At 73.2% G+C, this 26550-nt stretch carries 26 protein-coding genes; 7 read left to right on the forward strand and 19 right to left on the reverse strand.

The features are described from left to right. Positions 1 to 36 precede the first annotated feature (36 nt). Positions 37 to 717 carry a DUF4232 domain-containing protein gene (locus tag VT52_RS04660; protein WP_046423562.1) on the forward strand — a complete coding sequence of 227 codons (681 nt, stop codon included), beginning with the start codon at positions 37 to 39 and terminating at the stop codon, positions 715 to 717. 66 nt (positions 718 to 783) lie between these two features. Continuing rightward, positions 784 to 1524: a VOC family protein gene (locus VT52_RS04665; protein WP_046423564.1), complete on the forward strand. Its 741-nt coding sequence runs from the start codon at positions 784 to 786 to the stop codon at positions 1522 to 1524. A 23-nt stretch (positions 1525 to 1547) separates the two neighbouring features. Here the strand turns inward: VT52_RS04665 and VT52_RS04670 are convergent, their stop codons facing one another. The 5 genes from VT52_RS04670 to VT52_RS04690 form a co-directional block, all read right to left on the reverse strand. Next, positions 1548 to 1934, reverse strand: coding sequence for a GtrA family protein (locus VT52_RS04670; RefSeq protein WP_046423566.1), 387 nt, complete (start codon positions 1932 to 1934; stop codon positions 1548 to 1550). Continuing rightward, positions 1931 to 2881 (reverse strand): glycosyltransferase family 2 protein, encoded by a 951-nt coding sequence (locus VT52_RS04675; protein WP_046423568.1) that lies wholly within the window; start codon positions 2879 to 2881, stop codon positions 1931 to 1933. Before VT52_RS04675 ends, VT52_RS04670 begins: the two co-directional genes overlap by 4 nt. A 44-nt stretch (positions 2882 to 2925) precedes the next feature. After that, a complete protein-coding gene (locus VT52_RS04680) occupies positions 2926 to 5493 on the reverse strand; it encodes a YfhO family protein (protein WP_046423570.1) in 2568 nt (855 codons plus the stop codon). Positions 5494 to 5711: 218 nt separating this feature from the next. Next, positions 5712 to 6305 (reverse strand): histidine phosphatase family protein, encoded by a 594-nt coding sequence (locus tag VT52_RS04685; protein WP_046423572.1) that lies wholly within the window; start codon positions 6303 to 6305, stop codon positions 5712 to 5714. A 255-nt stretch (positions 6306 to 6560) separates the two neighbouring features. Continuing rightward, complete coding sequence (locus tag VT52_RS04690; protein ID WP_206306433.1) at positions 6561 to 7994, reverse strand: aminotransferase-like domain-containing protein; 1434 nt, start codon at positions 7992 to 7994, stop codon at positions 6561 to 6563. Here VT52_RS04690 and VT52_RS04695 point away from each other — a divergent pair. Together VT52_RS04695 and VT52_RS04700 are read left to right on the forward strand one after the other, a co-directional pair. After that, the gene (locus VT52_RS04695) at positions 7993 to 8907 is read left to right on the forward strand and encodes a DMT family transporter (protein ID WP_079174828.1); all 915 of its coding nucleotides are present in this window, start codon (positions 7993 to 7995) and stop codon (positions 8905 to 8907) included. The two genes, VT52_RS04690 and VT52_RS04695, sit on opposite strands and share 2 nt — an antisense overlap. A 20-nt stretch (positions 8908 to 8927) precedes the next feature. Further along, positions 8928 to 9125, forward strand: coding sequence for a DUF1918 domain-containing protein (locus VT52_RS04700; protein WP_046423604.1), 198 nt, complete (start codon positions 8928 to 8930; stop codon positions 9123 to 9125). Between the two features lie 17 nt (positions 9126 to 9142). Here VT52_RS04700 and VT52_RS04705 read toward each other — a convergent pair whose 3' ends face one another. Continuing rightward, on the reverse strand, positions 9143 to 10453 hold the full coding sequence (locus tag VT52_RS04705; RefSeq protein ID WP_046423576.1) for a glycoside hydrolase family 10-like protein: 1311 nt from the start codon (positions 10451 to 10453) through the stop codon (positions 9143 to 9145). Between the two features lie 170 nt (positions 10454 to 10623). Between VT52_RS04705 and VT52_RS04710 the strand changes: the two genes are divergently transcribed. Both VT52_RS04710 and VT52_RS04715 read left to right on the forward strand, forming a co-directional pair. After that, on the forward strand, positions 10624 to 11484 hold the full coding sequence (locus tag VT52_RS04710) for a 3-hydroxybutyryl-CoA dehydrogenase (protein WP_046423577.1): 861 nt from the start codon (positions 10624 to 10626) through the stop codon (positions 11482 to 11484). A 195-nt stretch (positions 11485 to 11679) separates the two neighbouring features. After that, positions 11680 to 11940: a hypothetical protein gene (locus VT52_RS04715; protein ID WP_046423579.1), complete on the forward strand. Its 261-nt coding sequence runs from the start codon at positions 11680 to 11682 to the stop codon at positions 11938 to 11940. Here VT52_RS04715 and VT52_RS04720 read toward each other — a convergent pair. The 10 genes from VT52_RS04720 to infC form a co-directional block, all read right to left on the reverse strand. Further along, positions 11937 to 12473: an NUDIX hydrolase gene (locus VT52_RS04720; protein WP_046423581.1), complete on the reverse strand. Its 537-nt coding sequence runs from the start codon at positions 12471 to 12473 to the stop codon at positions 11937 to 11939. The two genes, VT52_RS04715 and VT52_RS04720, sit on opposite strands and share 4 nt — an antisense overlap. 65 nt (positions 12474 to 12538) lie before the next feature. Next, positions 12539 to 13879: an NsdA family TPR-like regulatory protein gene (locus VT52_RS04725; RefSeq protein ID WP_046423584.1), complete on the reverse strand. Its 1341-nt coding sequence runs from the start codon at positions 13877 to 13879 to the stop codon at positions 12539 to 12541. Positions 13880 to 14074: 195 nt separating this feature from the next. Further along, on the reverse strand, positions 14075 to 15124 hold the full coding sequence (locus VT52_RS04730) for a PP2C family protein-serine/threonine phosphatase (RefSeq protein WP_046423585.1): 1050 nt from the start codon (positions 15122 to 15124) through the stop codon (positions 14075 to 14077). Between the two features lie 247 nt (positions 15125 to 15371). After that, positions 15372 to 17888, reverse strand: coding sequence for a phenylalanine--tRNA ligase subunit beta (gene pheT / locus VT52_RS04735; protein ID WP_046423586.1), 2517 nt, complete (start codon positions 17886 to 17888; stop codon positions 15372 to 15374). Then, positions 17888 to 19009, reverse strand: a complete 1122-nt coding sequence (gene pheS, locus VT52_RS04740) for a phenylalanine--tRNA ligase subunit alpha (RefSeq protein ID WP_046423587.1) — start codon at positions 19007 to 19009, stop codon at positions 17888 to 17890. The genes pheT and pheS overlap by 1 nt, the downstream gene beginning before the upstream one ends. Positions 19010 to 19147: 138 nt before the next feature. Beyond that, entirely contained in the window at positions 19148 to 20278 is a 1131-nt protein-coding gene (locus VT52_RS04745) for a sensor histidine kinase (protein WP_046423588.1), read from the reverse strand. Between the two features lie 50 nt (positions 20279 to 20328). After that, positions 20329 to 21189, reverse strand: a complete 861-nt coding sequence (locus tag VT52_RS04750; RefSeq protein ID WP_046423605.1) for a TrmH family RNA methyltransferase — start codon at positions 21187 to 21189, stop codon at positions 20329 to 20331. Between the two features lie 176 nt (positions 21190 to 21365). Continuing rightward, positions 21366 to 21749 carry a 50S ribosomal protein L20 gene (gene rplT / locus VT52_RS04755; RefSeq protein ID WP_037651207.1) on the reverse strand — a complete coding sequence of 128 codons (384 nt, stop codon included), beginning with the start codon at positions 21747 to 21749 and terminating at the stop codon, positions 21366 to 21368. A 98-nt stretch (positions 21750 to 21847) separates the two neighbouring features. Then, the gene (gene rpmI, locus VT52_RS04760; RefSeq protein ID WP_004933563.1) at positions 21848 to 22042 is read right to left on the reverse strand and encodes a 50S ribosomal protein L35; all 195 of its coding nucleotides are present in this window, start codon (positions 22040 to 22042) and stop codon (positions 21848 to 21850) included. 114 nt (positions 22043 to 22156) lie between these two features. Further along, positions 22157 to 22819, reverse strand: a complete 663-nt coding sequence (gene infC, locus VT52_RS04765; protein ID WP_107481242.1) for a translation initiation factor IF-3 — start codon at positions 22817 to 22819, stop codon at positions 22157 to 22159. A gap of 382 nt (positions 22820 to 23201) precedes the next feature. Between infC and VT52_RS04770 the strand changes: the two genes are divergently transcribed. Beyond that, positions 23202 to 23558: a DUF1844 domain-containing protein gene (locus VT52_RS04770; RefSeq protein WP_046423594.1), complete on the forward strand. Its 357-nt coding sequence runs from the start codon at positions 23202 to 23204 to the stop codon at positions 23556 to 23558. 1 nt (position 23559) lies between these two features. Here VT52_RS04770 and VT52_RS04775 read toward each other — a convergent pair whose 3' ends face one another. Genes VT52_RS04775 through VT52_RS04785 form a run of 3 tightly spaced genes read right to left on the reverse strand, consistent with a single transcriptional unit; the run spans position 23560 to position 26227 of the window. Next, the gene (locus VT52_RS04775) at positions 23560 to 24291 is read right to left on the reverse strand and encodes an SseB family protein (RefSeq protein WP_046423607.1); all 732 of its coding nucleotides are present in this window, start codon (positions 24289 to 24291) and stop codon (positions 23560 to 23562) included. A gap of 56 nt (positions 24292 to 24347) precedes the next feature. Continuing rightward, complete coding sequence (gene mycP, locus VT52_RS04780; RefSeq protein ID WP_046423595.1) at positions 24348 to 25508, reverse strand: type VII secretion-associated serine protease mycosin; 1161 nt, start codon at positions 25506 to 25508, stop codon at positions 24348 to 24350. Continuing rightward, positions 25505 to 26227 (reverse strand): hypothetical protein, encoded by a 723-nt coding sequence (locus VT52_RS04785; RefSeq protein ID WP_046423609.1) that lies wholly within the window; start codon positions 26225 to 26227, stop codon positions 25505 to 25507. Before VT52_RS04785 ends, mycP begins: the two co-directional genes overlap by 4 nt. Positions 26228 to 26550 lie beyond the last annotated feature (323 nt).

Below are 26550 nucleotides of genomic sequence, written 5' to 3' on the forward strand. Positions count from 1 at the left end.
GACCACGCGCATTGCGCCGTTTCTGGGGGAAACACCGTGAAGACCGCTCGTATCACCGCACTCGCCGCCGTCGGTATCGCCGCCACCCTCTCGCTCACCGCCTGCGGCAACGACTCCGGGAAGGGCACGTCCTCCAAGGGCTCCTCGTCCTCGGCCCCCTCCGCGCCCACGGACTCCTCCCCGGCCGCGTCCTCGACTTCCCCGCCCTCCGGCGACGGCTCGCAGGCGCAGGGCGGCTCGGGGGCCGGTCGGCCGGCGTCGTCCTCCGGCTCCGGCGGCAAGTCCGGCGGCGGGACGGCGACCGGAGGCAAGATCACGTTCTGCAGGACGGCGGACCTGGCCATCGACGCCACGAACGCCGCGCCCGACAAGACCTCCGGCAGGATCGACATCACCATGGTCAACCGGGGTTCCGCCACCTGCTCGGCGACGGGCTTCCCGGGCGTCGACATCAAGGACGCCGACCACACCTCCAGCCCCATCGAGCGGGGCCACGCCCAGCCGCGGGTCACCGTCCTGAAGCCCGGCGACGCGGCCGTCTTCGACCTCGCCTACGACATCGACAGCAGCGGCAAGAGCCTCACGTCCCCGACCGGCATCCTGGTGACGCCCCCGAACGAGACCCACACGGTGAGCCTGAAGTGGCCCGCGGGCGCGGGGGCGGTCAAGGGCGCCTACACCGACGTCCAGGTCTACCCGACGCACACGACCGAGTAGGAGTGGCGGCCGGCCGCCCCGTCCGACGCCGGACGCCGTCGGACGGGGCCGCATAGGATCGCCGGCATGGCACTGCGACCCGTCCAGGTGAACATCAAGGCCCTCGACCCCCGGGCCGTGGGCGGGTTCTGGGCCGCGGCGCTCGGGTGGCGGGCGTACCACCCGGGCGTGACCACCTATGTCGGGCCCGGCGGCGGTCTCCTCTGGCCGGACCCGGTACTCCTCGGCATCGACGTCGTGCCCGTCCCGGAAGCCAAGCCGGGGGTGAAGAACCGTACGCACCTCGATCTCGCCACCACCTCCCCGGACCACCAGTCGGAGCTGGTCGCACGTCTGACGGAACTCGGCGCGACGCCCGTCGACGTGGGGCAGGGCGATGTCCCCTGGCGGTGCCTCGCCGACCCGGAGGGCAATGAGTTCTGCGTGCTGGAGCCCCGCGAGGTCTACCGGGACACCGGGCCGATCGCCGCGGTGGTGGTCGACTGCGCGGATCCGCGCGCCATGGCCCGGTTCTGGGGCGCGGCGACGGACTGGACGGCGCGCGAGGTGACCGACGGCCTCGCGGTGCTCCGCTCCCCCGAGGACACCGGCCCCTACCTCGAATTCCTCCGCACGCCCGACGGGAGGACCGCGCCGGACCGCGTCCACCTCGACCTGCTCCCCCGCCCCGGTGACGAGAAGGAGGCGGAGGTGGCCCGGCTGCAGTCCCTCGGCGCCACCGGTCTCGACCTCGGCCAGGGCGACGTCCCGTGGACCTGTCTGACGGACCCGGAGGGCCACGAGTTCTGCGTGCTCGCCCCGTCCTGACCCGCGTCTTCGTCCACCCGCGGTCAGTCCGCCGCCCGCGGGGACGCCCCCGGCAGCATGATCCAGCGGGACACCACGAAGGTGATCGGGATCGCCGCCGCCGAGGCGAGCAGCGGGGCGAGGCGGCTGCCGGCGCGCAGGACGTCCACGATCACGTACACGCCCACCGTGGTGATCACGAAATTCGCGGCGTTGGTCAGCGGGAACAGCAGGAATTTCCGCCACGTCGGACGGATTCGGTAGGTGAACCGCGCGTTGAGGAAAAAGGAACCGACCATGCTCAGCGCGAATGCCAGAACATGCGCCGCGAGATAGGGCAGCCAGGTGAGGAAGAGCAGGTAGAGGCCGTAGTAGACGGCCGTGTTGAGCACGCCGACCACGGCGAAGGTGATGATCTGTCGCGCTATCAAGGAATGAGGTCCTTCGTCCGTTCCACGTTGGTCGCCTTCACCAGGAAGTGCGGGCGGCCCTTCACCTCGTAGTAGATGCGGCCGGTGTACTCCCCGATCACTCCCAGCATGACCATCTGGACACCGGCGAGGGCCGTGACCGCGGTGATGATGGTGACATATCCGGGCGTCCGCACCCCGTGCAGCAGCGCGGCGATCACGATCCAGGCGGTGTAGAGACCGGCGCACAGCAGCAGGCTGACGCCGAGCCAGAGGGCGGCGCGCAGCGGACGGTTGTTGAAGGACAGGACGCCGTCCAGGCCGTATTCGAGCAGTCCTCGCAGGTTCCAGGAGCTGCGGCCGGCCTCGCGCACGGCGTTCTCGTACGCGAAGGTGGTGCTGGGGAAGCCGACCCAGGCGAACAGGCCCTTGGAGAAGCGGTTGTACTCGGTCAGCCCGAGCACCGCGTCCACCACCCGGCGGGACAGCAGCCTGAAGTCCCCCACTCCGTCCATGAGTTCGACGTCGACCAGGCGGTTGACGAGACGGTAGTAGAGACGGGCGGCGAGGGTGCGGGTGAGGCGGTCGCCGATGCGGGTGCGGCGGGCGATGACCTGGTCGTAGCCCTGTTCGCGCAGCCGGACCATGCGGGCGATCAGCTCGGGCGGGTGCTGGAGGTCGGCGTCCATGACCACGACACAGTCGCCGCCGGCGTGCCGCAGCCCGGCCAGCAGGGCGGCCTCCTTGCCGAAGTTGCGGCTGAACGAGACGTAGCGCACCCGCTGGTCGCGGGCGGCGAGGCGTTCGAGGACGGAGAGGGTACGGTCGCGGCTGCCGTCGTCGACGTACACGAACTCCATGTCGTGGCCGAGCGGCAGCAGTTCGTCGGAGACCTTCTGGACGGCTTCGTGGAAGCGTTCCAGGACGGCTTCCTCGTCGTAGCAGGGCGTGACGATCGATATCAGCATGGCGGATGTCCCCAGGGGCGCGGTCGGGCGCGGTCGGATCTCGGTCAGGGCGCGGCGGTCACGCGCTCGCGCGGTGCCGGCGGTGCGGTCGGGGCGGGTGTCGGGACGCGTCGGCGGCGGACGGCGGCCACCGCGGTGAGCAGGAGGAGCGTTGCGAGCGAGGCGAGGCCGACGGCCGTGCCCAGCCGGAGGCCGGGTGGGTGGAAGGTGCAGGTGAGGTTGGTCCCGGTGCCGTCCAGGGGGACGGCGATCAGTCCGTGGTACTGCCGGGCGGGGCGGGCCGGGCCGTCCCCCGCGGCGCAGCGCCAGCCGGCGGTGCGGGGGACGGCGAGGACGGCGATTCCCCTGCTCCCCGAGGGGAGTCGGGCACGCACGGTGCCGTCGGAGACGGTGACCGAGGTGGCGCCGGTGGCCCTGAGACGGGCGGCGGCGGTGGCCAGACGGGCGGTGTCCAGGCAGCCGACGGCGCCGGACGGGATGCGGCCGGGCCGGTCCGGGACCAGATCGATCCGTACCCGCCCGGAGGCGGGGACGCGGCCGAGCGGCTCCATGGCGGCGAGGGCGCGTCCGCGGTCGTAGTGGAACCGGGCGGTGCCGTCCGCGCCCCGGGCGAGCCGTGCGGTGCCGGAGAAGTGCGGGGCGGCCAGGTACACCTGGGTGCCCGCCGGGCAGCGGGCGCCGACCGTCGGCCCGGTCAGCGCGTTCCCGGAGCCGACCCGGCGGCCGGGCGCGGGTGTTCCGTCGTCGCCCCGCACGGTGACGCGGGGCACGGTGTAGACGCGGCTGCCGAGCAGCAGTTCCTGGTTGCGGTACGGCGACGGGCCGAAGGCCGCCTCGTCGGGGTCGGACCGCACGGTCACCAGGGGCGGCACGTCCCGCCGGGTGACGGTCGGCGCGGCGGTGTCCTCGGGCAGGTGGGTCCGGTGCGGGTCGGGCGGGCTGTGCACCCGGGCGCCGACGGAGAAGAGCACGTCCGTGACGGCGTTGTCGAGGCTCTGCACGCCCCGGCCGCCCGAGGTCCAGCCGCCGCCCAGGGCGGTGAGGGTGCGGGTGAGGACGTCGGAGGTGAGGCTGCTGTAGTAGGCGGCGCCCTGTCCGCCGACCGCCAACGGGTCGTTGGCGACGGTCTGTTCACGGCCGGGGTCGGTGCGGTAGCGGGGCCAGCCGTCGGCGCGGGCGATCGCGGCGGCCTGGAGCCGCTGCCGCTCGCCCCAGGGCGCGTAGTCGTCCAGGTGCTTGAGGCGCAGCCCGCTCGCCACGGCGGCACTGGCGGCGCTCTCCCCCGCCTGCGCGCCGAGCAGCACGAGCGCGGCCAGGAGCGCGAGCCGTCCCCGCTCCCCGGCGCGGCGCAGCAGGACGAGCCCGGTGAGGGCCCCGGCGGCGCCGAGTAGCAGCACGGGCCAGGTGTGCGCGTGGACCAGATCCGTGCCGCTCGCGACGACGGCGACCAGAGCGAACAGGGCAGCGGCCGCCCCGAGGGCGGGCAGCCCCGGCGGGCCGTACGACAGCGCGTGCCAGGCGGCGATGACCAGCAGCCCGCACAGCACGAAGCTCTGCCGGTAGGAGCTGCCCTGCGGGATCGCGAAGGCGTGCCAGGCCAGGCTGGTGGGCGCCCATTGCAGGGAGAGGGCCACCACGAGCACCAGCGCGCTCCAGCCGGCGCGGACGCGGCCGGGGACGGCCCGGTGGAAGGGCAGGGCGAGGGCGAGGAGCAGGGTGGTGGTGCCGACGTAGAGCGCCGGGGAGCTGAAGTCGTACGTCGCCGGCAACAGCCGGGCCAGCAGGTTCTCGGCCGGCACCGGGTGGAAGCGCGCGAGGCGGCCCGGGTAGGCGTGCTCGGTGCCGCGGTAGACGACCGCGAGCAGCGGGGCGGCGAGGCCCGTGCCGAGGGCGACGGCGAGTACGGCGCGGCCGGCGGCGGCCAGGGCCTGCCGGCGCGGTGGGGCGGCGAGCAGCAGCCATACCAGCAGCACGAGTCCGGCGCCGAGGGTGGCCATGTAGGCGGTGTAGAAGTCGGCGGTCCAGGCGAGCGTCACGATCAGCACCCCGAGGACCCGGCGCCGTCCGGCGAGGGCCCACTCGCCGGCCAGGCAGAGCAGTGGCAGCGCGATCAGCCCGTCGAGCCACATCGTGTTGTGGTCCGCGGCGAGCGTCCAGCCGCACAGCGCGTACGACACCCCGAGCAGTGCCGCCGCCCACCAGCGGCCGGGCCGCAGCCGGAGCAGCAGCCAGGCCATGGCGGCCGCGGCGCTCGCGATCTTCAGGACGGTGATCACGTACACCGCGAGGTCGATCCGGTCGCGCGGGAAGAGCGCGACGAGCGGCGCGAACGGGCTGGCGAGGTAGGTGCCGAAGTCCGGCAGGAAGCCGGCACCGTACCCGGACTGCCAGTTGACCAGCAGTCCGCCGTCCGCCCTGTCGTGCAGCAGGTCCCAGAGGTGGGCGTGCAGGGGCACGTACTGATTGCCCAGGTCATTGACGCTGCGGGTGCGGGGGCCGAAGGGCCGGTCGCCGGCCAGCAGATCACCGGCGCACAGCGCCACGGCCGCCACCAGGGCGGCGAGCGCCGCGGCGGCCCGGCGTCCCGCGCCCGGCACGGTCGATTGGTCCATCGGTCGGCAGACCCCCAGTGAATTCACCTTGGATTTCGCCAACCTAGACGGGACAGCATTCCGATCGGTTGTGCTTCCGGGAGGAGTTGATGCGTTTTACACCGAACAACATCTGGAATTCATGGATTTGATGTCCGGCCGGGAAACACGACCTTTCCTGAACGTTGTTCACCGGTGTTTTCCAGGTGACGTTCCACTACCTGCGAAAAGCGTGCCGTTCAGGGCCGGTTCGCCCGCACCGCCGGGCTCTCGAAGCGAAGGTTCCAGTGACCCCCGCCGCCCAGGAGGGTGGCGGTCGACAGCGGGCGGATGCCGAGGTTCCAGTAGGTGGCCGGCGGGGCCTTCAGGGCGTAGACGAGGGCGGCGCGGATCACCGCGGGCTCGGCGACCGCGACGACGCGGACGCCGTCGTCGGCCGGGCGGGTGTCGAGCCAGCCGCCGACCCGGGAGATGAAGGCGAGCAGGGACTCACCGCCGTGCGGGGTGGCCCGGGGGTCGGCGAGCCAGGCGTCCACCGCCGCCGGTTCCCGGGCCATCGCCTCGCCGAGCGTCAGCCCGCGCCAGCGCCCCATGTCGCAGTCGCGCAGCGCGAGCTGGGCCAGCGGGGCGAAGCCGAGGGCGTCGCCGGTGGCACGGCTGCGCCGGGTCGGGGAGCAGTAGCGCAGTTCGGCGGCGGCCAGCGGCAGCAGCTCGCCAGCGGCGCGCCGCACCTCGTCCCAGTCGGCCTGGTCCAGCGGCCGGTCGTCCTCGAACCGCTCCGCGAGCAGCGGCGCGCTGCGCGCGGCGGCGACGAACGTCACCCTCAGTGGCATGCGGTGATGGTGGGGCCGTCCGGGGCGCTGGTCAAGGCTTTCCACCTGTGAGATGCCGGCGCCGAGCCGCCGCTCGTCCGAAGCGGCGGATCATTCATGTCCCGGGGTGTTCCAGCGGCGTGAGCCCAGCCTCTCGCGGACCCAGTGCGCGTAGGCGACCTGCGCGCCGGAGGCGGTGTCGTGTCGTGGACCCCGGAGTTGATCGATCGCCCCCCCGGCGCCCCCACGGCGCCCGGTGACCCGCCGTACCGCCCCCTACAGCACCTCGTCGCAGGCCGCGCGCAGCCGCCGTACCCCCTCCGTGATCTCCCCGAGGCCCGCGACCGCCGCGAAGCTCAGCCGGACGTGGGGCGCCGGGGGCTCGGCACTGAAATAGGGGCGGCCCGGGGTGAGGGCCACGCCCGCGCGCAGGGCGGCGGCGCCGAACGCGTCGTCGTCGGTGCCGTCGGGCAGCCGCGCCCACAGGTGGTAGCCACCGGACGGGACGTACGTCAGGGCGAGTTCGGGCAGCCGCAGCGCGAGCGCGCTCGTCATGGCGTCCCGGCGCTCTTTCAACTCCGCTGACAGGGAACGCAGATGGCGGGGCCAGGCCGGTGAGCCGACGAGTTCGAGAGCGGCCTCCTGGAGCGGGCGGGACACGAAGAAGGAGTCCACCACCTGGATGGCGCGCAGCCGTTCGAGGACCGGGCCGTGCGCGGCGAGCGCGCTCACCCGGAAGCTGGGCGAGGTCGCCTTGGTCAGCGAGCCGACGTGCACCACCACGCCGTCGGGGTCGTCGGCGGCCAGCGGGCGGGGCAGCGGGCCGGCGTCGGCGTGCACGAGGCGGCGTACGAAGTCGTCCTCCACGACGAAGGCGCCGGCCGCGCGGGCGATGCCCAGCACCTCGGCACGCCGGCCGGGGGCGAGGACCGCGCCGGTCGGGTTCTGGAAGAGGGGCTGGCAGACGAACACCCGGGCGCCGGTGGCCCGGAAGGCGTCCGCGAGCAGTTCGGGCCGTACGCCGTCGCGGTCCACCGGCACCGGGACCGGGCGCAGCCCGCCCGCGCGGGCGAGGGCCAGCATGCCGGGGTAGGTGGGCGACTCGACCAGCACCGGGGCGCCGGGCGGGGCGAGCGCGCGCAGGGCGGTGGACAGCGCGGACTGGCCGCCCGCCGCGATCAGCACCTCGGCCGCGGTGACCGCGCCGCCGATCTCGCGCGCGAACCACTCGCGCAGCTCCGGCAGCCCCTCCAGCGGCGGCCGCCCCCAGGCGCCGGGCCGCCGCCCCGCGCGGGCGAGCGCCGCCGCCATGGCCCGCTCGGGCTGGAGCGAGGGATGCGGATAGCCGCCGTTGAACTCCAGCACCCCGGGCGGCGGGGCGGCGAGCGAGACGGTGACCCCGGTGGCGTCCACCGTGCGCGGTACGAGGTCGGCGGCGCCGTCGGCGCTCAGCGCGACCTCCTGCCAGGAGGTGTCCCCGGCCGGCGCCTCGGGGGTGCGCGGCCGGGCCCGGAAGGCGCCCGCGCCGGGCCGGGTGACGACCAGCCCCTCGGCGGCCAGCCGGGCGAGCGCCCGCGAGACGGTCACCGGGCTCACCCGGAACCGCTCGACCAGAGCCCGGCTGGACGGCAGCTTTCCACCTAGTGAGTAGCGATCCAACTCCCTTCGCAGCTGTTCCGCCAGTTCACTCACACTGCTACGCTCTTGCATGAAGACACAGAGTAGCGCTACTGGATCCGGCCCGATAGCGGTCACCGCTCCCCGACCGGAGCGCCGGACGCTGGGCACCGCACTCGCCGCCCTCGGCGTCGCCGCCTTCTCCCTCACCTTCCCGGCCACCGCCTGGGGCCTGGAGGGCTTCGGCCCCTGGACGCTGGTGACCGTGCGCAGCGTCCTGGCCGCACTGGTCGCGGGCGGCGCCCTGCTGGCCCTGCGGGTGCGGCCGCCCGAGCGGCGCGAGCTGCGCGGACTCGCCGTCGTCGCGCTCGGTGTGGTGCTCGGCTTCCCCACGCTGACCACGCTCGCGCTGCGCACCTCCAGCACCGCGCACGCGGCCGTCGTGGTGGGCCTGCTGCCGCTGACCACGGCCGTCTGCTCGGCGCTGCGCACCGGCCATCGTCCCTCGCGCCGGTTCTGGCTCGCGGCGGTGGCCGGCGCGCTGGCGGTGCTGGCGTTCACGGCCGTGCAGAGCGGGGGCGCGCTCACCGCGGCCGACGGCTGTCTGTTCGCGGCCCTGCTGGTGTGCGCCGCCGGGTACACCGAGGGCGGGCTGCTGGCCCGGGTGATGCCCGGCTGGCAGGTCATCGGCTGGGCACTGGTGCTGTGCCTGCCGCTCACGCTGCCGGCCGCCGCGCTGGCGCTGTCGTACGAGCCGTTCCGGGTGACCGCGCACGGCATCGCCGGACTGCTGTGGGTGGCCCTGGGGTCGCAGTTCCTCGGGCTGGTCGTCTGGTACCGGGGGATGGCGGCCATCGGGGTCCCCAGGGCGAGCCAGTTGCAGTTGGCTCAGCCCCTGCTCACACTGGTGTGGTCGGCGTTGTTGCTGGGCGAGCACTACACGGCGGCCGCTCCCCTTACCGCCGTCGCCGTGCTCGTGTGCATCGCCGTCACCCAGCGGTCGTGATCGTTGAGGAGGGCCTGCAGATGCGCGCATCCAAGGGCGACCGGCTTGTCCAGCACGGCAGGGTGGTCGGCCAACACGACCAGGAGTCCGAAGTCGTCGAAGTGATGGGTCAGGAAGGCAGTCCGCCCTACCGGGTCCGTTTCACCGACGGGCACGAGGCCATCATGTCGCCGGGGCCCGACTGCCAGGTCAAGCACAAGGAGGACCGGCAGCGGTAGCCCGGCGGTTCACCGGGTCACCGGGGCGGGCTGGCCGGCCGCGCGTAGTGGTCCGCGACCACGCGGCGCATCGCCCCGATCGGATCGCTCGCCACGTCCTGGGCGGCGAAGAAGATGTGCCCGCCCACCTGCGGACGGCGGGCGGCGAGGGTGAGGTGCCGGGACAGCTCCGCCGGGTCCTGCCAGGCCGCCGGCCGGCCGTCGGCGCCGGCCGCCCCGGCCCGGTAGAGGGCCTCGCCGATGTAGAGCCGCGTCCCGGTGCCCTCGGCGACCCGCGCCCACCAGTCCAGCAGGGTCGCGTAGTCCGCGCCGTCGGCGCCGATCTCCCAGTACAGCTGGGGCGCCACGTAGTCGATCCAGTTCTCCCGGACCCAGGTACGGGTGTCGGCGTACAGGTCGTCGTACGTCTGGGCGCCCGCGTCCGTGTCGGAGCCGAGCGGGTCGGTCGACGCGTTGCGCCACACCCCGAAGGGGCTGATCCCGAACCGGGTGCCGGGCCGGACCCGCTCGATGCCCGCCGCCATCTCCTTGACCAGCCGGTCGATGTTGTCCCTGCGCCAGTCGGCCCGGCTGGTGAACGCTCCGCGGTGGCGCTCGTAGGCGTCGTCGTCCGCGAAGGTCTCCCCGTCCTCGGGATAGGGGTAGAAGTAGTCGTCGAAGTGGACCGCGTCGACGGGGTAGCGGGCGACCGCGTCGAGCATCGCCCGCTGGACGAAGGCGCGCACGTCGGGCAGGCCGGGGTTGTAGTAGAGCTTGCCCCCGTACGGCACCGCCCAGTCGGGGTGGACCCGCGCCGGGTGGGTGGCGGCGAGGAGGCCCGGGTCGGTGTGGTTCGCGATCCGGTACGGGTTGAACCAGGCGTGCAGCTGGAGCCCCCGGGCGTGCGCCTCGCGCACGGCGGTGCCCAGCGGGTCCCAGCCGGGGTCGCGGCCCTGGGTGCCGGTGAGGTACCGGGACCACGGCTCGTACGGCGAGGGCCACAGGGCGTCGGCGGTGGGCCGCACCTGGAGCAGCACCGTGTTCAGCCGCTCGCGCACCGCCCGGTCGAAATGCGCGATCAGCTCCTTCTCCTGCGCGGCGGCGGTCAGGCCGGGGCGCGAGGGCCAGTCCCGGTTCTCGACGGTCGCCATCCACACGCCCCGCATCTCGGTGGCCGCGCGGGTGCCGGGAGCACCGGTGGCGCCCTCGGCACCGGCCGTCCCGTGTCCTGCCGGGGAGGCCGTCCGCGCCTCGGGCGCCGGATGCGGCCCGGTCGCCGCACCGCATCCGGCGGTGGTCAGCGCCGAGAGCGCGGACAGGGTGAAAGCCCGGCGTGAGATGGGTCCCATCGGTCACTTTCCTCCACGTTCCGGATCCGCTCGGTCACGGATGGTCTCCGTGGCCAAGAATGCCCGCACCCAGACGATCGATCATCGATACTTCGCGGTAACGTGCACGATCGGAGCAGGCGCCGAAACCCGGAGGTCTGCCAGCAAGCCGGAGAAGCGAAGGGGACGATGTGACCGACATCGAGCGCGTCGGAGTCGTGGGCTGCGGCCAGATGGGCGCGGGCATCGCCGAGGTGTGCGCCCGCGCGGGCCTGGACGTGAAGGTCGCCGAGACCACCGGCGAGGCCCTGGAGATCGGCCGTACCCGGCTGTACAACTCCCTGTCCAAGGCGGCCGAGCGCGGCAAGATCTCCGAGGAGGAGCGGGACGCCACCCAGGCTCGGCTCAGCTTCACCACGGACCTCGGCGAGTTCGCCGACCGGGACCTCGTGATCGAGGCGGTCGTGGAGAGCGAGGCCGTCAAGACGGAGATCTTCCAGGTCCTCGACCAGGTGGTGACCCGGCCGGACGCGATCCTGGCCTCCAACACCTCCTCCATCCCGCTGGTGAAGCTCGCGGTCGCCACCTCGCGCCCGGACCATGTCGTGGGCATCCACTTCTTCAACCCGGCCCCGGTGCAGATGCTGGTCGAGCTGATCCCCGCGCTCACCACCAGCGAGGGCACCATCAGCCGCGCCCAGGTCTTCGCCGAGAAGACGCTCGGCAAGCACGCGATCCGCGCCCAGGACCGCTCCGGCTTCGTGGTGAACGCGCTGCTCGTGCCGTACCTGCTCTCCGCGATCCGGATGTTCGAGTCGGGCATCGCCAGCCGCGAGGACATCGACAACGGCATGGAGATGGGCTGCGCCCACCCGATGGGCCCGCTGAAGCTGTCCGACCTGATCGGCCTGGACACCATCGTCTCCATCGCCAACTCGATGTACGCCGAGTACAAGGAGCCGCTGTACGCCGCTCCCCCGCTGCTCCAGCGCATGGTCGAGGCGGGCCGGCTCGGCCGCAAGACCGGCTCGGGGTTCTACACCTACGGCTGATCACGCTCAGCTACGAAAAGACGTGCCCGGCACCGGATTCGGTGCCGGGCACATCCATTTCGCACACCGTGTGCGCGCCGGGCCCGCGGACGCCCGTCGCACACGCTCCCCACGCGACCACCAGGCGAGTTCACTCTTCATGCGCATGCAAGGGGGCGCGGAACCCCCCGTTCGACTACGGAAAGGAGTGGACCCTTGACCGGCGATCCGGAGCATCCCGTGGTCCATGGAGAACTCGCAGAGTTACGGCGCCGACTGGACGTGGCCTACGCCCGGGTCGAGGGCGGACTCGCACTGCTCGGCCATCGCACCGAGGAGACCGCCAAGGAGCTGGACGAGCTGAACTCCCGCATGGTCTCGCTGGAACACGCGCGCTGGCCGCTGCCCTCGCTCGCCGCGCTGACCGCGCTCGGCGCGCTCGTGGTGACCATCTGGGGAGCGCTGCGCGCCCATTAGCCCTCGGCGAGCCTGAGGTGGTGCAGCAGCAGCAACGCGGCCGCCATGTTGGCGGCCGGGACCTCTCCACGGGCGATCAGATCGGGGACGAGCTTGAGGGGCACCCACTCCCGGCGGTCCGACTCGAAGTCGTCCACGGGGTGCCCGAGGTACTCGCCCCGGTCGGACCAGTAGATGTGGTGCCGGGCGTCGGTGAGTCCGTTGGACGGCTCCACCGTCATCAGGTGGTGCAGGGGCCCCGGCCGCCAGCCGGTCTCCTCCTCCAGTTCCCGGGCGGCCGCGCCCGCGATGTCCTCGCCGTCCTCGACGACACCCGCGGGCAGTTCCCAGCCCCAGCTGTCGGTGATGAAGCGGTGCCGCCAGAGCAGCAGGACCTCGTTGGCCTCGTTGACGACCGTGGCGACGGCCACCGGACGCATCCGGATGAGGAAGTGGTCCAGATGCCGGCCGTCGGGCAGCTCGACATCTGCGAGATTGACGCTGAACCAGCGGTTTTCATACACCTTTTGCTCGTTCTGTTTCGTCCACTGCATGGTTCTGCCACCTTTCGGGGGGTAGGTGGCAATATCGCAGCAGTGGCCATGCGCCCACAGGGCGTCTACAGGGGCACGCGCAGCGCCCCGTCGATGAGTTCGGCGGCCTCGGTGGTGCCGGGCGAGCCACAGCGCGCCAGGTGTTCGCGCACCGCGCGCAGCCGGTCGCGCAGCCGCTGGGACTCCATGCCGCGCGCCTGCTCGGCCATCTGCACGGCGGTGACCACGGCCTTCTCCGCGTTGCCCTGGCGCAGTTCGATGGTGCTGAGCATGGCCAGCCGGTGCACCCGGCCCCGGTCGTGGGCGGGGTTGTCCACGGCGGCCGCCGCGTGCTCCCGGGCGGCGGCGAGTTCACCCAGGCTGAGCAGCGCCTCGGCGACCTGCACATTGACCAGACCGGGCTGCACATAGCCGGTCTCGTCGGGTTCATGGCCGCGCCGGATGCGTTCGGCGGCGCTCTCCGCGCGCCGGATGCAGGCGAGGGCACTGCCCGCGTCGCCCAGATGCGCGTACGCCTTGGCCTGCATCGCGTACAGGTCGGAGGCGAGCGCGGGGGTGATGTGCCGTCCCGCGGCGCGCAGCGCGGCCTCCGCGAAGGCCACCGCCTGCCGGAACTCCCGCATGAACAGGGACTGGTTGACCAGCAGCGCTATGACGTAGGCGCCGAGTCCCCGGTCGCCGCTGGCCTTCGCCAGCCGCAGCGCCTGGTGGAAGTAGCGCTGGGCGAGTCCGTGCGCGTCCGAGTCGTACGCGCAGATCCCGGCGACGGCCACCAACCCGCCGGTGGCGCGGTGCAGTTGGCGGCCGGTGGCGTCGGTGTAGCTGCCGCGCAGCAGGGGTGCCGCCTCGGCGTTGAGGAAGCCGACGATGCGGGTGCGGGTCGCGATGCCGCCGGCCTTGCGGTACATCTGCTCGTAGTGGGCGCGGGCCGCGCGCAGCGTCTCGATGTCGGCCGCCGTGACCCGGTGTCTGCCGCCCCGGGAGACATCGGTGTCCTCCGGCGGGTTCTCCCACTCCCATACCGGCATCACGGCGGGGGTGCCCGTGACGGCCGGGGCGCCCAGTACATGGGGGCGCTGCTGTTCGTCGGAGCGCCACAGGGCGGTGGCCCGCTCCACGAAGCCGGACAGGGTGCCGGCGGACGCGGTGCCGGGACGGCCGGGCACGCCGAGGCCGATGTCGTCCAGGGTGACGGGGCGGTGCAGCCGGGCGGCCAGTACCTCGCAGATCAGGTCGGGCACCTGGCCGCGCGGCCGCTGGCCCTTCAACCACCGCGCCACGGCGGTGTGTTCGTAGCGGAGCGCGAGGCTCCGTCGGCGCCCTGCCTGGTTCACATGGGCGGCGAGACCGGCGTGCGAGATCCCCGCCTCGTCCAGGATGGCGTCAAGGAGAGTGTTGGGCTGCATGGAGTCGACCCCCGAGTACCTGGTTCCGTCAGCGTAGTGGCTGTGCCTTCACACGGGGTGTGAACCGAATGCCCGCATCCGGGGCGTGCGCGCGCTGTCGCGGAGCGTGGCCGGGCCGGTTCACTGGTGGTCCTCCTCGGGAGGCCCGCCAGGCCACCGGCTCCCCCTCCGACAGCGGTGGTCTGGCGGGAACCATCAGCCGTGCGTGGTGGTGGCCGGCCGGGCCGGCTCCCGCGCCTTCGCCGCCGGTCCCCGCTCGTTGCGCAGCACCAGCAGGGCCACGTCGTCGGTGGGGGTGCCACCGGTGTGCCGCAGCAGCGCGGTGAAGAGGGTCCGCAGCACCCGCTGGGGCGAGGCCGGTTGGTCCCGTACGGCGGTGCGCAGCGCGTCGGGCAGGGCGAAGAACCGGCCCCTGGCGTCCCGGGCGTCCTCCGCGCCGTCGGTGAACAGCACCAGCGACTCGGCGGGCAGCAACGGCCGGCAGCGGTGCGGGGCGAGGTCGGCCGGGAGCGGGAACGGGCCCAGCGGGGGCAGCGGTTCGGCGCGGGTCAGGGGTTCGACGGCGGTGCCGGTGAGCCGGTAGGGCCAGGGGTGCCCGCAGTTGAGGGCGCCGAGCGCGCCGTCCCGGCCGATCTCCAGCAGCAGGACGGTGACGAACTCCTCGGCCACGGGGTGGTCGGGGTCCGCGGTACCGCCGGTCGAGGGGTGTTCGGCGCGGGCCCGTTCCCGCAGATGCCGGGCGAGCGCCCGCTCCAGTCTGCGCAGCACGCCGTCGAGCCGGGCCTCGTCGTGGGCGGCCTCGCGGAAGCTGCCGAGGAGGGCGGCGACGGTACCGAGGGCGTCCAGACCGTGCCCGCGTACGTCCCCCATCACCACCCGCACCCCGTGCTCGGTGGCGATGACCTCGTACAGATCGCCCCCGACGCTCGCGCCCCGGTCCGCGGACAACTGGGCGGCGGCGACGCCGAGTCCGTCGAGCCGCGGGGGCGGCGGCCGCAGTACGACGCCCTGCGCCACCCGCGCCGCCCGCCGGGCCAGCCGTAGCTCCCGCAGCAGGGCGCGCCGCACATGGACCAGCAGTCCGATGCCCACGCCGAAGAACACGACGCTGGCGGCGATGCGGGCGCCGAGCCGCTCCTGTGTGGCGAGCGGGCAGCCGAACTTGTAGGCGACGGCGAGCGCGCCCCAGAGAGTGGGAAGCACGGCGCCTCGTGCGGTGGGTGCCCGTGCCTTGATGCGGATCATGCCTCTGTCCCCCATGGAGAGTCCCTGACAGAGCGGACGGACCGACCCCGAAAGGCCGGTCCGATTCTGTCGACGCCATGGCCCGGGAGGACTGGATCACCTCCGATGACCACTCGAACGAGTGAGAAAGCGCAGGTGGGAGTGCATTTATGCACCAGCGCACGCCATGCCCGACGACGCGGGTGGCCGGACACGGGCGCGCCCGGCCACGGAGGTCCGTGGCCGGGCGCGCCCCGCGTTACGACGGTCAGCCGCGCAGCACGGCTCCGGTGCGCTCGCCGGCCAGGGCGACGGCCGCGTCCCGGGCCGCCGACGCCTCGTCCACCGTCAGCGTCCGGTCGGGGGCGCGGAAGCGCAGCGCGTACGCCAGCGACTTACGGCCCTCGCCCAGCTGCTCGGCGTTCTCGTAGACGTCGAACAGCCGGATGGCCTCCAGCAGTTCACCGGCACCGGCGCGCAGCGCGGCCTCGACCTCGGCCGCCGGCACCGGCTTGTCGACCACGAGGGCGACGTCCTGCGTGGCGACCGGGAAGGAGGAGATGCCCGGCGCCATCGGGACGCCGTCGCCGGCCTCCTCCAGGGCGTCCAGGTCCAGCTCCATCGCGCAGGTGCGCTCGGGCAGGCCCAGCGCCTTGACGACGCGGGGGTGCAGCTCGCCCGCGTGACCCACGACCCGCTCGGCGCCGTCCGCCACGACGAGCAACTCGGCGCAGCGGCCCGGGTGCCAGGGGCCGTACCGGCCCTTGCGCACGACGAGTTCGGCACCGGCCTCACGGGCCACGGTGCGCGCGGCCTCGACGGCGTCGGCCCAGTCGGCCGGACGGCCCTTGCCCCACCAGCCGGCCTGCTCACGGGCGCCCGTGAGGACGACGGCGGCGTGCCGCGGCTGCTCGGGCAGCGCGGCGTTCAGCGCCGCGATCTCCTCCTCGGTGGGACGCCGGTCCACCGGCAGGTGCCCGGCGGCCTGGCGCTCCTCGCGCGGGTGGAAGACCAGACCGGTCTCGAACAGGGCCAGGTCGTGCCCGCCGCGGCCGGTGTTGCGCCGCAGCGCGCCCAGCAGGCCCGGCAGCAGCGTCGTACGGAGCGCGGGCTCCTCGTCGCTGAGCGGGTTGACCAGCTTGACGACCCGGCGGGCCGGGTCGTCCGCGTCCAGGCCGAGCTGGTCGAAGACCTGCTCGCCGAGGAACGGGTAGTTCAGCGCCTCGACGTAGCCGGCGCCGGCCAGCGCGCGGCCGATGCGGCGGTGCAGCCGCTGGCGGGCGGTCAGACCGCGGCCCGCCGGGGGCGCCGGCAGCGTGGCGGGCAGGTTCTCGTAGCCCTCCAGGCGGATGACCTCTTCGGCGAGGTCGTTCGGGTCCGTCAGATCGGGCCGCCAGGACGGCACGGTGACGATCAGCTCGTCCTGGCCGTAGACGTCGCAGCCGACCTCCTGGAGGCGGCGCACGACGGTCTCGCGGCCGTAGGTGACGCCCGCGACCTTGTCCGGGTGGTCCGCCGGGACAGTGACGGTGCGCGGCGCGGAGGGCGCGACGACCTCGGTGACGCCGGCCTCGGCGGTGCCGCCCGCGAGCAGCACCAGCAGGTCCACGGTGCGCTGTGCGGCGGCGGCCGCGGCGGCCGGGTCCACCCCGCGCTCGAAGCGGCGGGACGCCTCGGACAGCAGCTTGTGGCGGCGGGCCGTGCGGGCGACGGAGATCGCGTCGAAGTGGGCCGCCTCGATGACGACCTCGGTGGTCGCGTTCTCCGCGTCCTCGCCGTGGTCGGCGATCTCGGTGTTGGCGCCGCCCATCACGCCGGCGAGGCCGATGGGGCCGCGCTCGTCGGTGATGACCAGGTCCTCGGCGTGCAGCTCGCGCTCGACGCCGTCCAGGGTGACGAGCTTCTCGCCCTCCTCGGCCCGGCGCACGCCGATGGGGCCCTGGACCGAGGAGCGGTCGTAGGCGTGCAGCGGCTGGCCCAGCTCCATCATCACGTAGTTGGTGATGTCGACGGCCAGCGAGATCGGGCGCATGCCGACCTTCTGGAGCCGGCGCTGGAGCCAGAGCGGCGAGCGGGCCTCGGGGCGCAGACCGGTGACGGTGCGCGCGGTGAAGCGGTCGCAGCCGAACGGGTCGGAGACCTGGACCGGGTAGCCGTACGCGTTGGGCGCGGGCACGTCGATCAGCGCGGGGTCGCGCAGCGGCAGGCCATAGGCGATGGCGGTCTCGCGGGCGACGCCGCGGATGGACAGGCAGTCGCCGCGGTTGGCGGTGACGGCGATGTCCAGGACCTCGTCCACCAGCTCCAGGAGCCCGATGGCGTCCTTGCCCGGCTCGGTCTCCGGCGGCAGCACGATGATGCCGTGGGTGCTGTCCTCGCCCATGCCCAGCTCGTCGCTGGAGCAGATCATGCCGTGCGAGACCTTGCCGTAGGTCTTGCGCGAGGCGATGGAGAAGCCGCCGGGCAGGGTGGCGCCGGGCAGCACCACGACGACCTTGTCGCCGACCGCGAAGTTGCGGGCGCCGCAGACGATCTCCTGGGGCTCACCGGTGCCGTTGGCCTGGCCGACGTCGACGGTGCAGAAGCGGATCGGCTTCTTGAAGCCCTCCAGCTCCTCGATGGTCAGCACCTGGCCGACGACCAGCGGGCCCTTGAGGTCGGCTCCGAGCTGCTCGACGGTCTCGACCTCCAGACCGGCCGAAATGAGCTTGGCCTGGACGTCACGGCCGGTCTCGGTGGCCGGCAGGTCGACGTACTCCCGCAGCCAAGAAAGCGGGACCCGCATCAGATCTCCATCCCGAAGGGCCGGGTGAACCGGACGTCACCCTCGACCATGTCTCGCATGTCTTCGACGTTGTGGCGGAACATCAGCATCCGCTCGATGCCGAACCCGAAGGCGAAGCCGCTGTACTTCTCCGGGTCGACACCGCAGGCGGTGAGCACCCGCGGGTTGACCATGCCGCAGCCGCCCAGTTCGATCCAGCCCTCGCTGGAGCAGGTGCGGCAGGGGCGGTCGGGGTTCCCGACGGACTCGCCCTTGCACACGTAGCAGAGCATGTCCATCTCGGCGCTCGGCTCGGTGAAGGGGAAGAAGTTCGGGCGCAGCCGGGTCTTCATGCCCTCGCCGAACAGGGACTGGACCATGTGGTCCAGGGTGCCCTTGAGGTCGGCCATGGTCAGGCCCTCGTCCACGGCGAGCAGCTCGACCTGGTGGAAGACGGGCGTGTGCGTGGCGTCCAGCTCGTCGGTGCGGTACACGCGGCCGGGGCAGATCACGTAAACCGGCAGGTCGCGGCCGAGCAGCGAGCGGATCTGCACGGGCGAGGTGTGGGTGCGCATGACCACACCCGACTCGGCGCCGCCGTCCGGACCCTGCACGAAGAACGTGTCGGCCTCGCCGCGGGCCGGGTGGTCGGGGCCGATGTTCAGGGCGTCGAAGTTGAACCACTCGGCCTCGGCCTGGGGGCCCTCGGCGACCTCGTAGCCCATGGCAACGAAGATGTCCTCGATGCGCTCCGACAGCGTGGTCAGCGGGTGCCGGGCACCGGCCGGGACGCGGTCGTAAGGCAGCGTGACGTCGACGTCCTCCTCGACGAGCACCCGGGCGTCGCGCTCGGCCTCCAGCTCGGTCTGGCGGGCGGCGAGCCCCTTGTTGACCGCGCCGCGGGCCATGCCGACGCGCTTGCCGGCCTCGGCCTTGGCGTGCGGGGGCAGGGCGCCGATCTCGCGGTTGGCGAGCGAGAGCGCGGACGCCGGGCCGGTGTGGGCGACCTTGGCCTCATGGAGCGCGTCGAGGGAGTCCGCGGCGGCGAAGGCGGCGAGCGCCTCGTCCCGCATGCGCTCGATCTCTTCCGGTTTCAACGCCTCGACCTCGACAGGGTCGTACGACTTATTGGGTGCCGACATCTCTTCCCGTGCTTCCGATTGGCTGGCGGATGGTCCCCGTCACCGACTCGTCTCGACTCGCGAGGGCCGCGTGAAGGACACAAAGGTGCCAAAGGCCGAGTCTAACGGGGTGGAGCTGTACGAAGAGCCCGCGGGCCGCTAGGCGAGATACGCCGGGGCGCTCACGGGCAACGTAAATCGGAACTCGGCGCCGCCGCCGCGGGCGCGGCCGACCGTGATGGTCCCGCCGTGGGCCTCGACGAGGCCCTTGACGATGTACAGCCCGAGTCCGGTGCCGCCGCGCTTGCTGCCCCGCCAGAAGCGGGTGAAGACGCGGTTCATGGACTCCTCCGGGATGCCGGACCCCTCGTCGCTCACCGTGACCGACGTGCCGGCCTCCTCGCCCTCGCGGGGGGACGCCGTGGGCGTGATGTCGATGGTGACGGTTCCCTCGCCGTGGCGCACCGCATTTTCCAGCAGGTTGCTGAGCACCTGGTCGATCTTGTCGGGGTCGGCCCACAGATCGGGCAGCGGCTGCTCGATGCGCAGCAGGAAGCGTCCGGCGCTCTGTCCGGCGGCGACGTACGCCTGGATGTGGCGGGAGACGGCGGCCCCTATGTCGACGGGCTGCCTGCGCACCTCCAGGCGCCCCGAGTCGATCCGGGAGATGTCCAGCAGCTCGGCGATGAGCCGGGTGACCCGGTCGGCGTCCGCGTCGACGGTCTCCAGCATCAGCCGCTTCTGGTCGTCGGTGAACCGCTCCCACTTGGCGAGCAGGGTGGCGGTGAAACCCTTGACGGAGGTCAGCGGGGAGCGCAGCTCGTGGGCGACGGTGGCGATCAGCTCGGCGTGGCTGCGCTCGGTGCGGCGGCGGGCCTCGGTGTCCCGCAGGCAGATGATCAGCCGGTGCACGGGGCCGAGGGGCGCGGTGCGGACGTACCGGGCGGTGACGAGCACCTCCCGGCCGCCGGGCAGCAGCAGATTGCGCTCGGGCTGCCGGGTCCTTGTGGAGAGACCCCCGTAGGGGTCGGTGAGCTGCCACCAGCGGCGCCCCTCCAGGTCCTCTAACGGCAGCGCCTTCTCCAGCGGCCGGCCGAGGGCCTCGTCGGCGGGGACGGCGGTGATCCGCTCCGCGGCCGCGTTGAACCCGACGACGCGTCCCCGCTCGTCGGCGACCACCAGTCCGTCGGGCAGCTGGTCGGGGGCGAGTCCGCCCGCACCGCACGAGGACGCGGGCGCGTCCCACGTGTCCCGTCCCTCAGGCCCGGTGCTCGTGCCGGCCACACTCATCCCCGTACCCCACCTCTCATACGGCGCAGGGCCCCGAGCTGGCCACCCTACTAGCTCTGGGTGACGGAACGGCACCCTCCGCGGGCGCGCTGCGCGCGAGCCGAGGCGTACAGGCAGACGGCGGCGGCCGTGGCCAGGTTCAGGCTCTCGGCCTTGCCGTGGATGGGCACGCGCACGACGGCGTCGGCGAGGTCGCGGGTCTCCTCCGGCAGCCCCCAGGCCTCGTTGCCGAACACCCAGGCGGTGGGGCCGCCCATGGTGCCCCCGTCCAGCTCCTCGTCCAGGTCGCGGTCGCCCGCGCCGTCGGCGGCGAGGATACGCACGCCGGCGTCCTTGAGCCGCTCGATGGCCTGCTCCACGGGGACGCCGACGGCGACCGGGAGGTGGAACAGGGAGCCGACGGAGGCGCGTACGGCCTTGGGGTTGTACAGGTCCACGGAGGCGTCGGTGAGGACGACGGCCTCGGCCCCGGCGGCGTCCGCGCAGCGCAGCACGGTGCCCGCGTTGCCGGGGTCGCGCACGTGCGCGAGCACGGCGACCAGCCGGGGGCGGGCGGCGAGGACGTCCTCGAACGGGGTGTCCAGGAACCGGCAGACACCGACCAGCCCCTGCGGGGTGACCGTGGTCGAGATGTCGGCGATGACGTCCTCGGCGGCGAGGTGCACCCGGGCGCCGACGGCACGGGCGGCGCCGACGATGTCGGCGTAGCGCTCCGCGGCCTCCACCGTCGCGAACAGTTCGACGAGCGTCGCCTGCCCGCCGTCCCGGTGCGCCGCCGCCTCCCGCACGGCCTGCGGCCCCTCCGCGAGGAACAGCCGGTCCTTGCCCCGGAAGTTCCGCTTGGCGAGCCGCCGGGCCGCGGCCACACGGGCGGAACGGGAGGAGATCAGCTCGGGGCCGACGGGGACCATGCTCTTCTTCACTTTCCGGGGAGTCCTGATGGTGTCGCGTCCCCGAAGGGGCGCGGGGAACTGCCGAGCGACCACGACGAAACCCGCGGCCGGGAACGCCGGGGCCTCAACAGCGGGACCCGCAAGCCATACAGCCTGCGGGTCCCGGTATTACGACGGCTGGAGCCGGCGCGGCGTCACGCGGCCTTCGGCGCGTTGACGTCCGACGGCAGCGCCTTCTGCGCGACCTCGACGAGCGCGGCGAACGCGTTCACGTCGTTGACGGCCAGCTCGGCCAGGATCTTGCGGTCGACCTCGACGTTCGCGGCCTTCAGACCCTGGATGAAGCGGTTGTAGGTCATGCCGTTGGCGCGGGCAGCGGCGTTGATGCGCTGGATCCACAGCTGACGGAAGTCGCCCTTGCGCTTCTTGCGGTCGTTGTAGTTGTAGACCAGCGAGTGGGTGACCTGCTCCTTGGCCTTGCGGTACAGGCGCGAACGCTGACCACGGTAGCCGGAGGCCTGCTCCAGGATCGCCCGGCGCTTCTTGTGGGCGTTGACTGCCCGCTTGACGCGTGCCACTTGTTAACTCCTTGTAGCGGGGTCGTGGGTGTCCTCACACGACCCGGAAACGATTGGGTCCCGGTCCAGACGCACGGCGCTCGACGAGCGCCGCCGCGTCACTTGCCGAGAAGCTTCTTGATCTTCGCGGCGTCGCCCGGGGCCATCTCGGCGTTGCCGGTGAGGCGACGCGTCACGCGGGACGACTTGTGCTCAAGCAGGTGGCGCTTGCCGGCGCGCTCGCGGAGCACCTTGCCGGAGCCGGTGACCTTGAAGCGCTTGCTGGCACCGCTGTGCGACTTGTTCTTCGGCATAGCGCCGTTCTCTCCTCGTCGGTGGCGCTCCGGTGCCCGGTCACGAAAACCGGGCACGGTGGAGCGTCGCTCTTGTTTCGGTTACATCCTCGGGAGCCGTACGGCTCCCCGGGATCACGCCTCGGCAGGTTCCTCGGACGACGCCTCGGCCTCGACAGGTACCTCGGGCGAAGCCTCGGCCGGGTTCTGCGACTTGCCGGGGTTCGCCTTCGCCTCGGCCTTGCGGGCCTCCTGCGCCTGACGGGCCTCGGCCATCGCCTCGGTCTTCTTCTTGTGCGGACCGAGGACCATGATCATGTTGCGGCCGTCCTGCTTCGGGTTCGACTCGACGAACCCGAGGTCCTGGACGTCCTCCGCGAGACGCTGCAGCAGTCGGTAGCCCAGCTCGGGCCGGGACTGCTCGCGACCACGGAACATGATCGTGATCTTGACCTTGTCGCCCTGCTTGAGGAACCGGACGACGTGACCCTTCTTGGTGTCATAGTCGTGCGGGTCGATCTTCGGCCGGAGCTTCATCTCCTTGATGACCGTGTGCGCCTGGTTCTTGCGCGCCTCACGGGCCTTCATGGCCGACTCGTACTTGAACTTCCCGTAGTCCATGAGCTTGCACACGGGCGGACGGGCGGTCGCCGCCACCTCGACCAGGTCCAGGTCGTACTCCTGCGCAAGCTCCAGTGCCTTCGCGAGCGGCACGATGCCGACCTGCTCGCCACTGGGACCGACAAGTCGCACCTCGGGAACGCGAATCCGGTCGTTGATGCGGGGCTCGGCGCTGATGGATCCTCCTCGATAGCACCACGCGACGGCCTGGCGGACTGCCGCGTAACGTCTGTGTTCGTCAGACCAACCGCGCCGAAGCACAAAAAATGCCCCGGACGATCACAGGCGGGGCTCCTCACTACCGGAGCACCGCCGCGGTGAACGCGGGGCGCGAATCGGGCGACTCCATCGTCCGTACGGAACGATGGCGGCCGCCTGACCGGAGACCCGCCGTCCCGGGGGACGGATCGGGTGGGAGATCGGAGCCTCCACTTGTGGGCCGAGCGAAAGGTGCGTACCTACGTCCGGCCGGTCGCCCACCAGATTAGCAGGATGGCTTGACAAGGGCTAATCGGGCGGGCGTCATCAGGAGGACGACGGGCCGCTTAGGGTGTGGGGCATGAGTGAGACCCCTGCCGAGAACCCCGACTTCGACGCGATGACCCGCGATATCGCCGAGGTCCCCGCCGTCGAGGTGATCGTGACGGTCGCCGTCAACCTGATGAGCGCCGCGGCCGTGAAGCTCGGGCTCAGCGAGGAGGGCGACAAGTTCAAGGACCTGGACGAGGCCCGCAAGCTGATCACCGCCCTCGCCGGTCTGCTGGACGGCGGCGCGACCGAGATCAGCTCCTTCCACGCGGCCCCGCTGCGCGACGGCCTGAAGTCGCTCCAGCTGGCCTTCCGTGAGGCCTCGATCGTCCCGGACGAGCCGGGCCAGGGGCCGGGCGAGAAGTACACCGGCCCGGTCTACGGCTGATCTATTCCTTCACGTACAGGGGCTCGCCCGGAGGCGTCGTCCCGGCCGGCAGCAGTGCCAGGTCGAGGCCGCGCACCAGGCGGGCCCTCAGTGTCTCGTCGGCGGCGAGCCGGCCGGCGATCGCCTGCGCGGTCCCGGCGGGCGGGGCGGCCGGGTCGAGGACGAGGGCGAGGGTGCCGTCGGCCGGGCCGGGCACCAGGTGGGCGCGCCGCACGGCGGGCTCGGCCGCCACCGCCGCACGCACGGCCCCGGTCACGGCCGGGTCGGCGAGCGGGTCGGTGCTGGTACGGCCCTCGGCGAGGGCGAGCAGCGCGGGCCCGGTCAGCTCGAACGGCACCGGTCCCGCGAGGTCCAGCACGACGGTGTCGGCCTTCTCGTGCGCGGCGGCCTGGAGCGCCTGGTGCAGGGGCACGGCGACCGGACGGGCCTCGGGGTCCCAGCGGGCGAGGGAGTCGGTGGAGGTGAAGGCCGGCAGCGCGGTGCGGCCGCCCGCCTTCAGGGTGGGTACGGCCATGTCGCTGGTCTTCTCGCGACGCAGCCCGTTCTCGTCCTCCTCGACCTCGCCCAGTACGGCGACGACGGGCACCAGCAGCCGGGCGCCCTTCAGCGCCTCCAGCACCGGTCCGACGGCGGTGCGGTCCTCGGCCCACGCGGCGAGCGCGGCACCGAGCCGGGGGTCGGCGGAGCCGTCGTCGTCGGAGTAGCCGGGGTCGGGGATGTTCTTGTTCGCCACGGTCACCGACCCTATCGGGGGAGGCGGCCCGGCCGGGCGGCGGGCCGGTACCCGCCTCAGAAGGGGTGCCTGCGGCCGCGCCACAGCATCACGCCCACCACCAGCAGCACCCCGCCGGCGCTGCCCGCGAGGGGCGCCGCCCAGTCGGCGGCGGATGCGGTCGCCCTGGGCGCGTCCGGGCCGGGGCCGAAGTACCTGCGGGGGTACGACGCCGGGCTCAGCTTCTCCGGTTCCAGACGGTCGGCCGCGGCGAGGGCGGCCACCGGGTCGATCGTGCCAAAGCCCCGGGAGTCGTCGCGGCCGCCGGCCGGCGGGTCGTCGGCGGTGTCCTCCAGGAGGGTCTTGATCTGGGCCGGGCTCAGCCCCGGGTGGGCCGACCTGACCAGGGCGGCGACGCCCGAGACATAGGCGGAGGCGGCCGAGGTGCCCCAGCCCTCGTAGTACTTGTGATCGGGGTCGGCGATCACGACGTCGACGCCGGGCGCGCTGACCGCGGCGTACCAGCGGCGGGTGGAGAAGGCGGCGCGGGTGCCGTAGCGGTCCACGGCGGTGGCGACGACGACGCCGGGGTAGGCGGCCGGGTAGGAGACGTGGTCGCCCTTGTCGCCGCCGTTGCCCGCGGAGGCGACGACGACCACGCCCTTCTTCAGGGCGTACTGCACGGCCTCGTCCTCGCCGGGTTCGGGATGGGCGGAGGCGGAGTCGTCGCCGAGGGACAGGTTGATGACGTCGGCGCCGTGGTCGGCGGCCCAGCGGATGCCGTCGGCGAGGGCGGTGCCGCGCGTGGTGCGGGCCTTGGCGCGGGCGGGGTCGCTGTCCTCCAGGATCACCCGTACGGGGAGGATCTTCGCCTCCGGGGCGACACCCATGACGCCGTCGGAGCCGCCGGGTCCGTGACCGTGGCCGGCGATGATCCCGGCCATGGCGGTGCCGTGCCGTCCCCAGGTGCGGTCGCCGGGCCGGGCGCCGAAACCGATCATGTCCTTGGCGGGCAGCACGTTGCCGACGAGGTCCGGGTGGTCCTCCTGGACGCCGGTGTCGAGGACGGCGACGGTGACGCCCCGGCCCCGGGTGGCGTGCCAGGCCTGGTCGAGGTGGAGGGCGGACAGGCCCCACTGCTGGGCACGGATGCCGTCGGCGTGGGCGGCGGCGGTGGGCAGCAGGGTGAGGGCGCCGGCGAGCAGGGCGCTCACCGCGGCCCCGCGGGCACGCTTCATGTGGGTCTCTTCACGGCGTTCGTGGTGGCGGAGCCGACGGCCTGGCGCAGCCCCCGTGCTATCTGTCCGGACAGCCCCTGTGCCTCGTCGCCGAGGCCGGACTGGGCCTGCGCGGTGGTGGCGCCGGCCCGTACGGCGTCGGCGGCGGGCTGGGGGGTGTCCACCTTCCGGCCGTCCGCCCAGCCGGAGACGGCGTACACGACCACGGGGGCGTCGGTGCGCACCGAGATGGTCCAGGTGGCGCGCTGGTCGTCGCCGAAGCGGGCGGCGGGGGTGTTCCCGGCCGCGTACGGACGGGGCATCAGGTCGGGGCGTTCGGCGAGGTGCTGGGTGCGGAAACGGGTGGCGAGCGCGGACATCCCGGCGGGGTCGGCCTTGGTGAACAGCAGGCCGACGGTGGTCAAATAGCTCTGGGTGGCGTCCGTGTAGGTGGCGCGCAGCAGCCGTCGGCAGCCGGTGCCGGCGAGGACCTTCCACAGCAGCGGGTCGAAGGCGTCGGCGCATCCGCCGTCCGGGGCGACGGCGACCCGTGTCCAGGTCCGGTCCGCCCCGCCGGGTCCGGCGCCCGCCCCCTTCACGACCGGCGGGAACAAGGTGTCGACGGGCACGCTGTGCCACGCGGGCGCGGCCGCGGCGAACCCCTGCGCGGCGCCGTCCCCGTGGTCCCCCGCGATCCAGCTCCCGGCCACGGCACCGCCGATGAGCCCGATCCCGAGCACGAGGCAGACCCCGGCGACGACCGCGCGGCCCCGCCCGCGCGTACGGAGCAGGTCGGGTTCCCCGAAGGTGACATGGGGCCGGGCGGCGCTCCGCCCCGGCCGGGCGGGGTCGGGGGCGCGCGTGGTGGGCGGCTGGGGGTGCCACCGGGTCGCGGGCCGCGCCGGATGCGCCGGCGCGCCCGCGGGACCGCCCGTGGGACGGCCCGTGTGACCGCTCGCAGAACCGCCCGTGGGAGTTCCGGAAACGGGTCCGGGGCCGGGCGTGTTCGCGGCGGCGGCAGGGGGGCCGGGAGGGACGGGCCGGAGCCGGGTGGTCGTCTCGG

It is taken from the genome of Streptomyces malaysiense, from assembly GCF_000980885.2.
In the GTDB taxonomy this organism is placed as follows: Bacteria; Actinomycetota; Actinomycetes; order Streptomycetales; family Streptomycetaceae; genus Streptomyces; species Streptomyces malaysiense.

Excerpts from the sequence above, each read along its gene's own strand:
- VT52_RS04665 (WP_046423564.1), top strand. The coding sequence starts at position 784 with ATGGCACTGCGACCCGTCCAGGTGAACATCAAGGCCCTCGACCCCCGG.
- VT52_RS04675 (WP_046423568.1), bottom strand. The coding sequence starts at position 2,881 with ATGCTGATATCGATCGTCACGCCCTGCTACGACGAGGAAGCCGTCCTG.
- VT52_RS04680 (WP_046423570.1), bottom strand. The coding sequence starts at position 5,493 with ATGGACCAATCGACCGTGCCGGGCGCGGGACGCCGGGCCGCCGCGGCG.
- VT52_RS04685 (WP_046423572.1), bottom strand. The coding sequence starts at position 6,305 with ATGCCACTGAGGGTGACGTTCGTCGCCGCCGCGCGCAGCGCGCCGCTG.
- VT52_RS04695 (WP_079174828.1), top strand. The coding sequence starts at position 7,993 with ATGAAGACACAGAGTAGCGCTACTGGATCCGGCCCGATAGCGGTCACC.
- VT52_RS04690 (WP_206306433.1), bottom strand. The coding sequence starts at position 7,994 with ATGCAAGAGCGTAGCAGTGTGAGTGAACTGGCGGAACAGCTGCGAAGG.
- VT52_RS04700 (WP_046423604.1), top strand. The coding sequence starts at position 8,928 with ATGCGCGCATCCAAGGGCGACCGGCTTGTCCAGCACGGCAGGGTGGTC.
- VT52_RS04705 (WP_046423576.1), bottom strand. The coding sequence starts at position 10,453 with ATGGGACCCATCTCACGCCGGGCTTTCACCCTGTCCGCGCTCTCGGCG.
- VT52_RS04720 (WP_046423581.1), bottom strand. The coding sequence starts at position 12,473 with ATGCAGTGGACGAAACAGAACGAGCAAAAGGTGTATGAAAACCGCTGG.
- VT52_RS04725 (WP_046423584.1), bottom strand. The coding sequence starts at position 13,879 with ATGCAGCCCAACACTCTCCTTGACGCCATCCTGGACGAGGCGGGGATC.
- VT52_RS04730 (WP_046423585.1), bottom strand. The coding sequence starts at position 15,124 with ATGATCCGCATCAAGGCACGGGCACCCACCGCACGAGGCGCCGTGCTT.
- pheT (WP_046423586.1), bottom strand. The coding sequence starts at position 17,888 with ATGCGGGTCCCGCTTTCTTGGCTGCGGGAGTACGTCGACCTGCCGGCC.
- pheS (WP_046423587.1), bottom strand. The coding sequence starts at position 19,009 with ATGTCGGCACCCAATAAGTCGTACGACCCTGTCGAGGTCGAGGCGTTG.
- VT52_RS04745 (WP_046423588.1), bottom strand. The coding sequence starts at position 20,278 with ATGAGTGTGGCCGGCACGAGCACCGGGCCTGAGGGACGGGACACGTGG.
- VT52_RS04750 (WP_046423605.1), bottom strand. The coding sequence starts at position 21,189 with ATGGTCCCCGTCGGCCCCGAGCTGATCTCCTCCCGTTCCGCCCGTGTG.
- rpmI (WP_004933563.1), bottom strand. The coding sequence starts at position 22,042 with ATGCCGAAGAACAAGTCGCACAGCGGTGCCAGCAAGCGCTTCAAGGTC.
- VT52_RS04770 (WP_046423594.1), top strand. The coding sequence starts at position 23,202 with ATGAGTGAGACCCCTGCCGAGAACCCCGACTTCGACGCGATGACCCGC.
- mycP (WP_046423595.1), bottom strand. The coding sequence starts at position 25,508 with ATGAAGCGTGCCCGCGGGGCCGCGGTGAGCGCCCTGCTCGCCGGCGCC.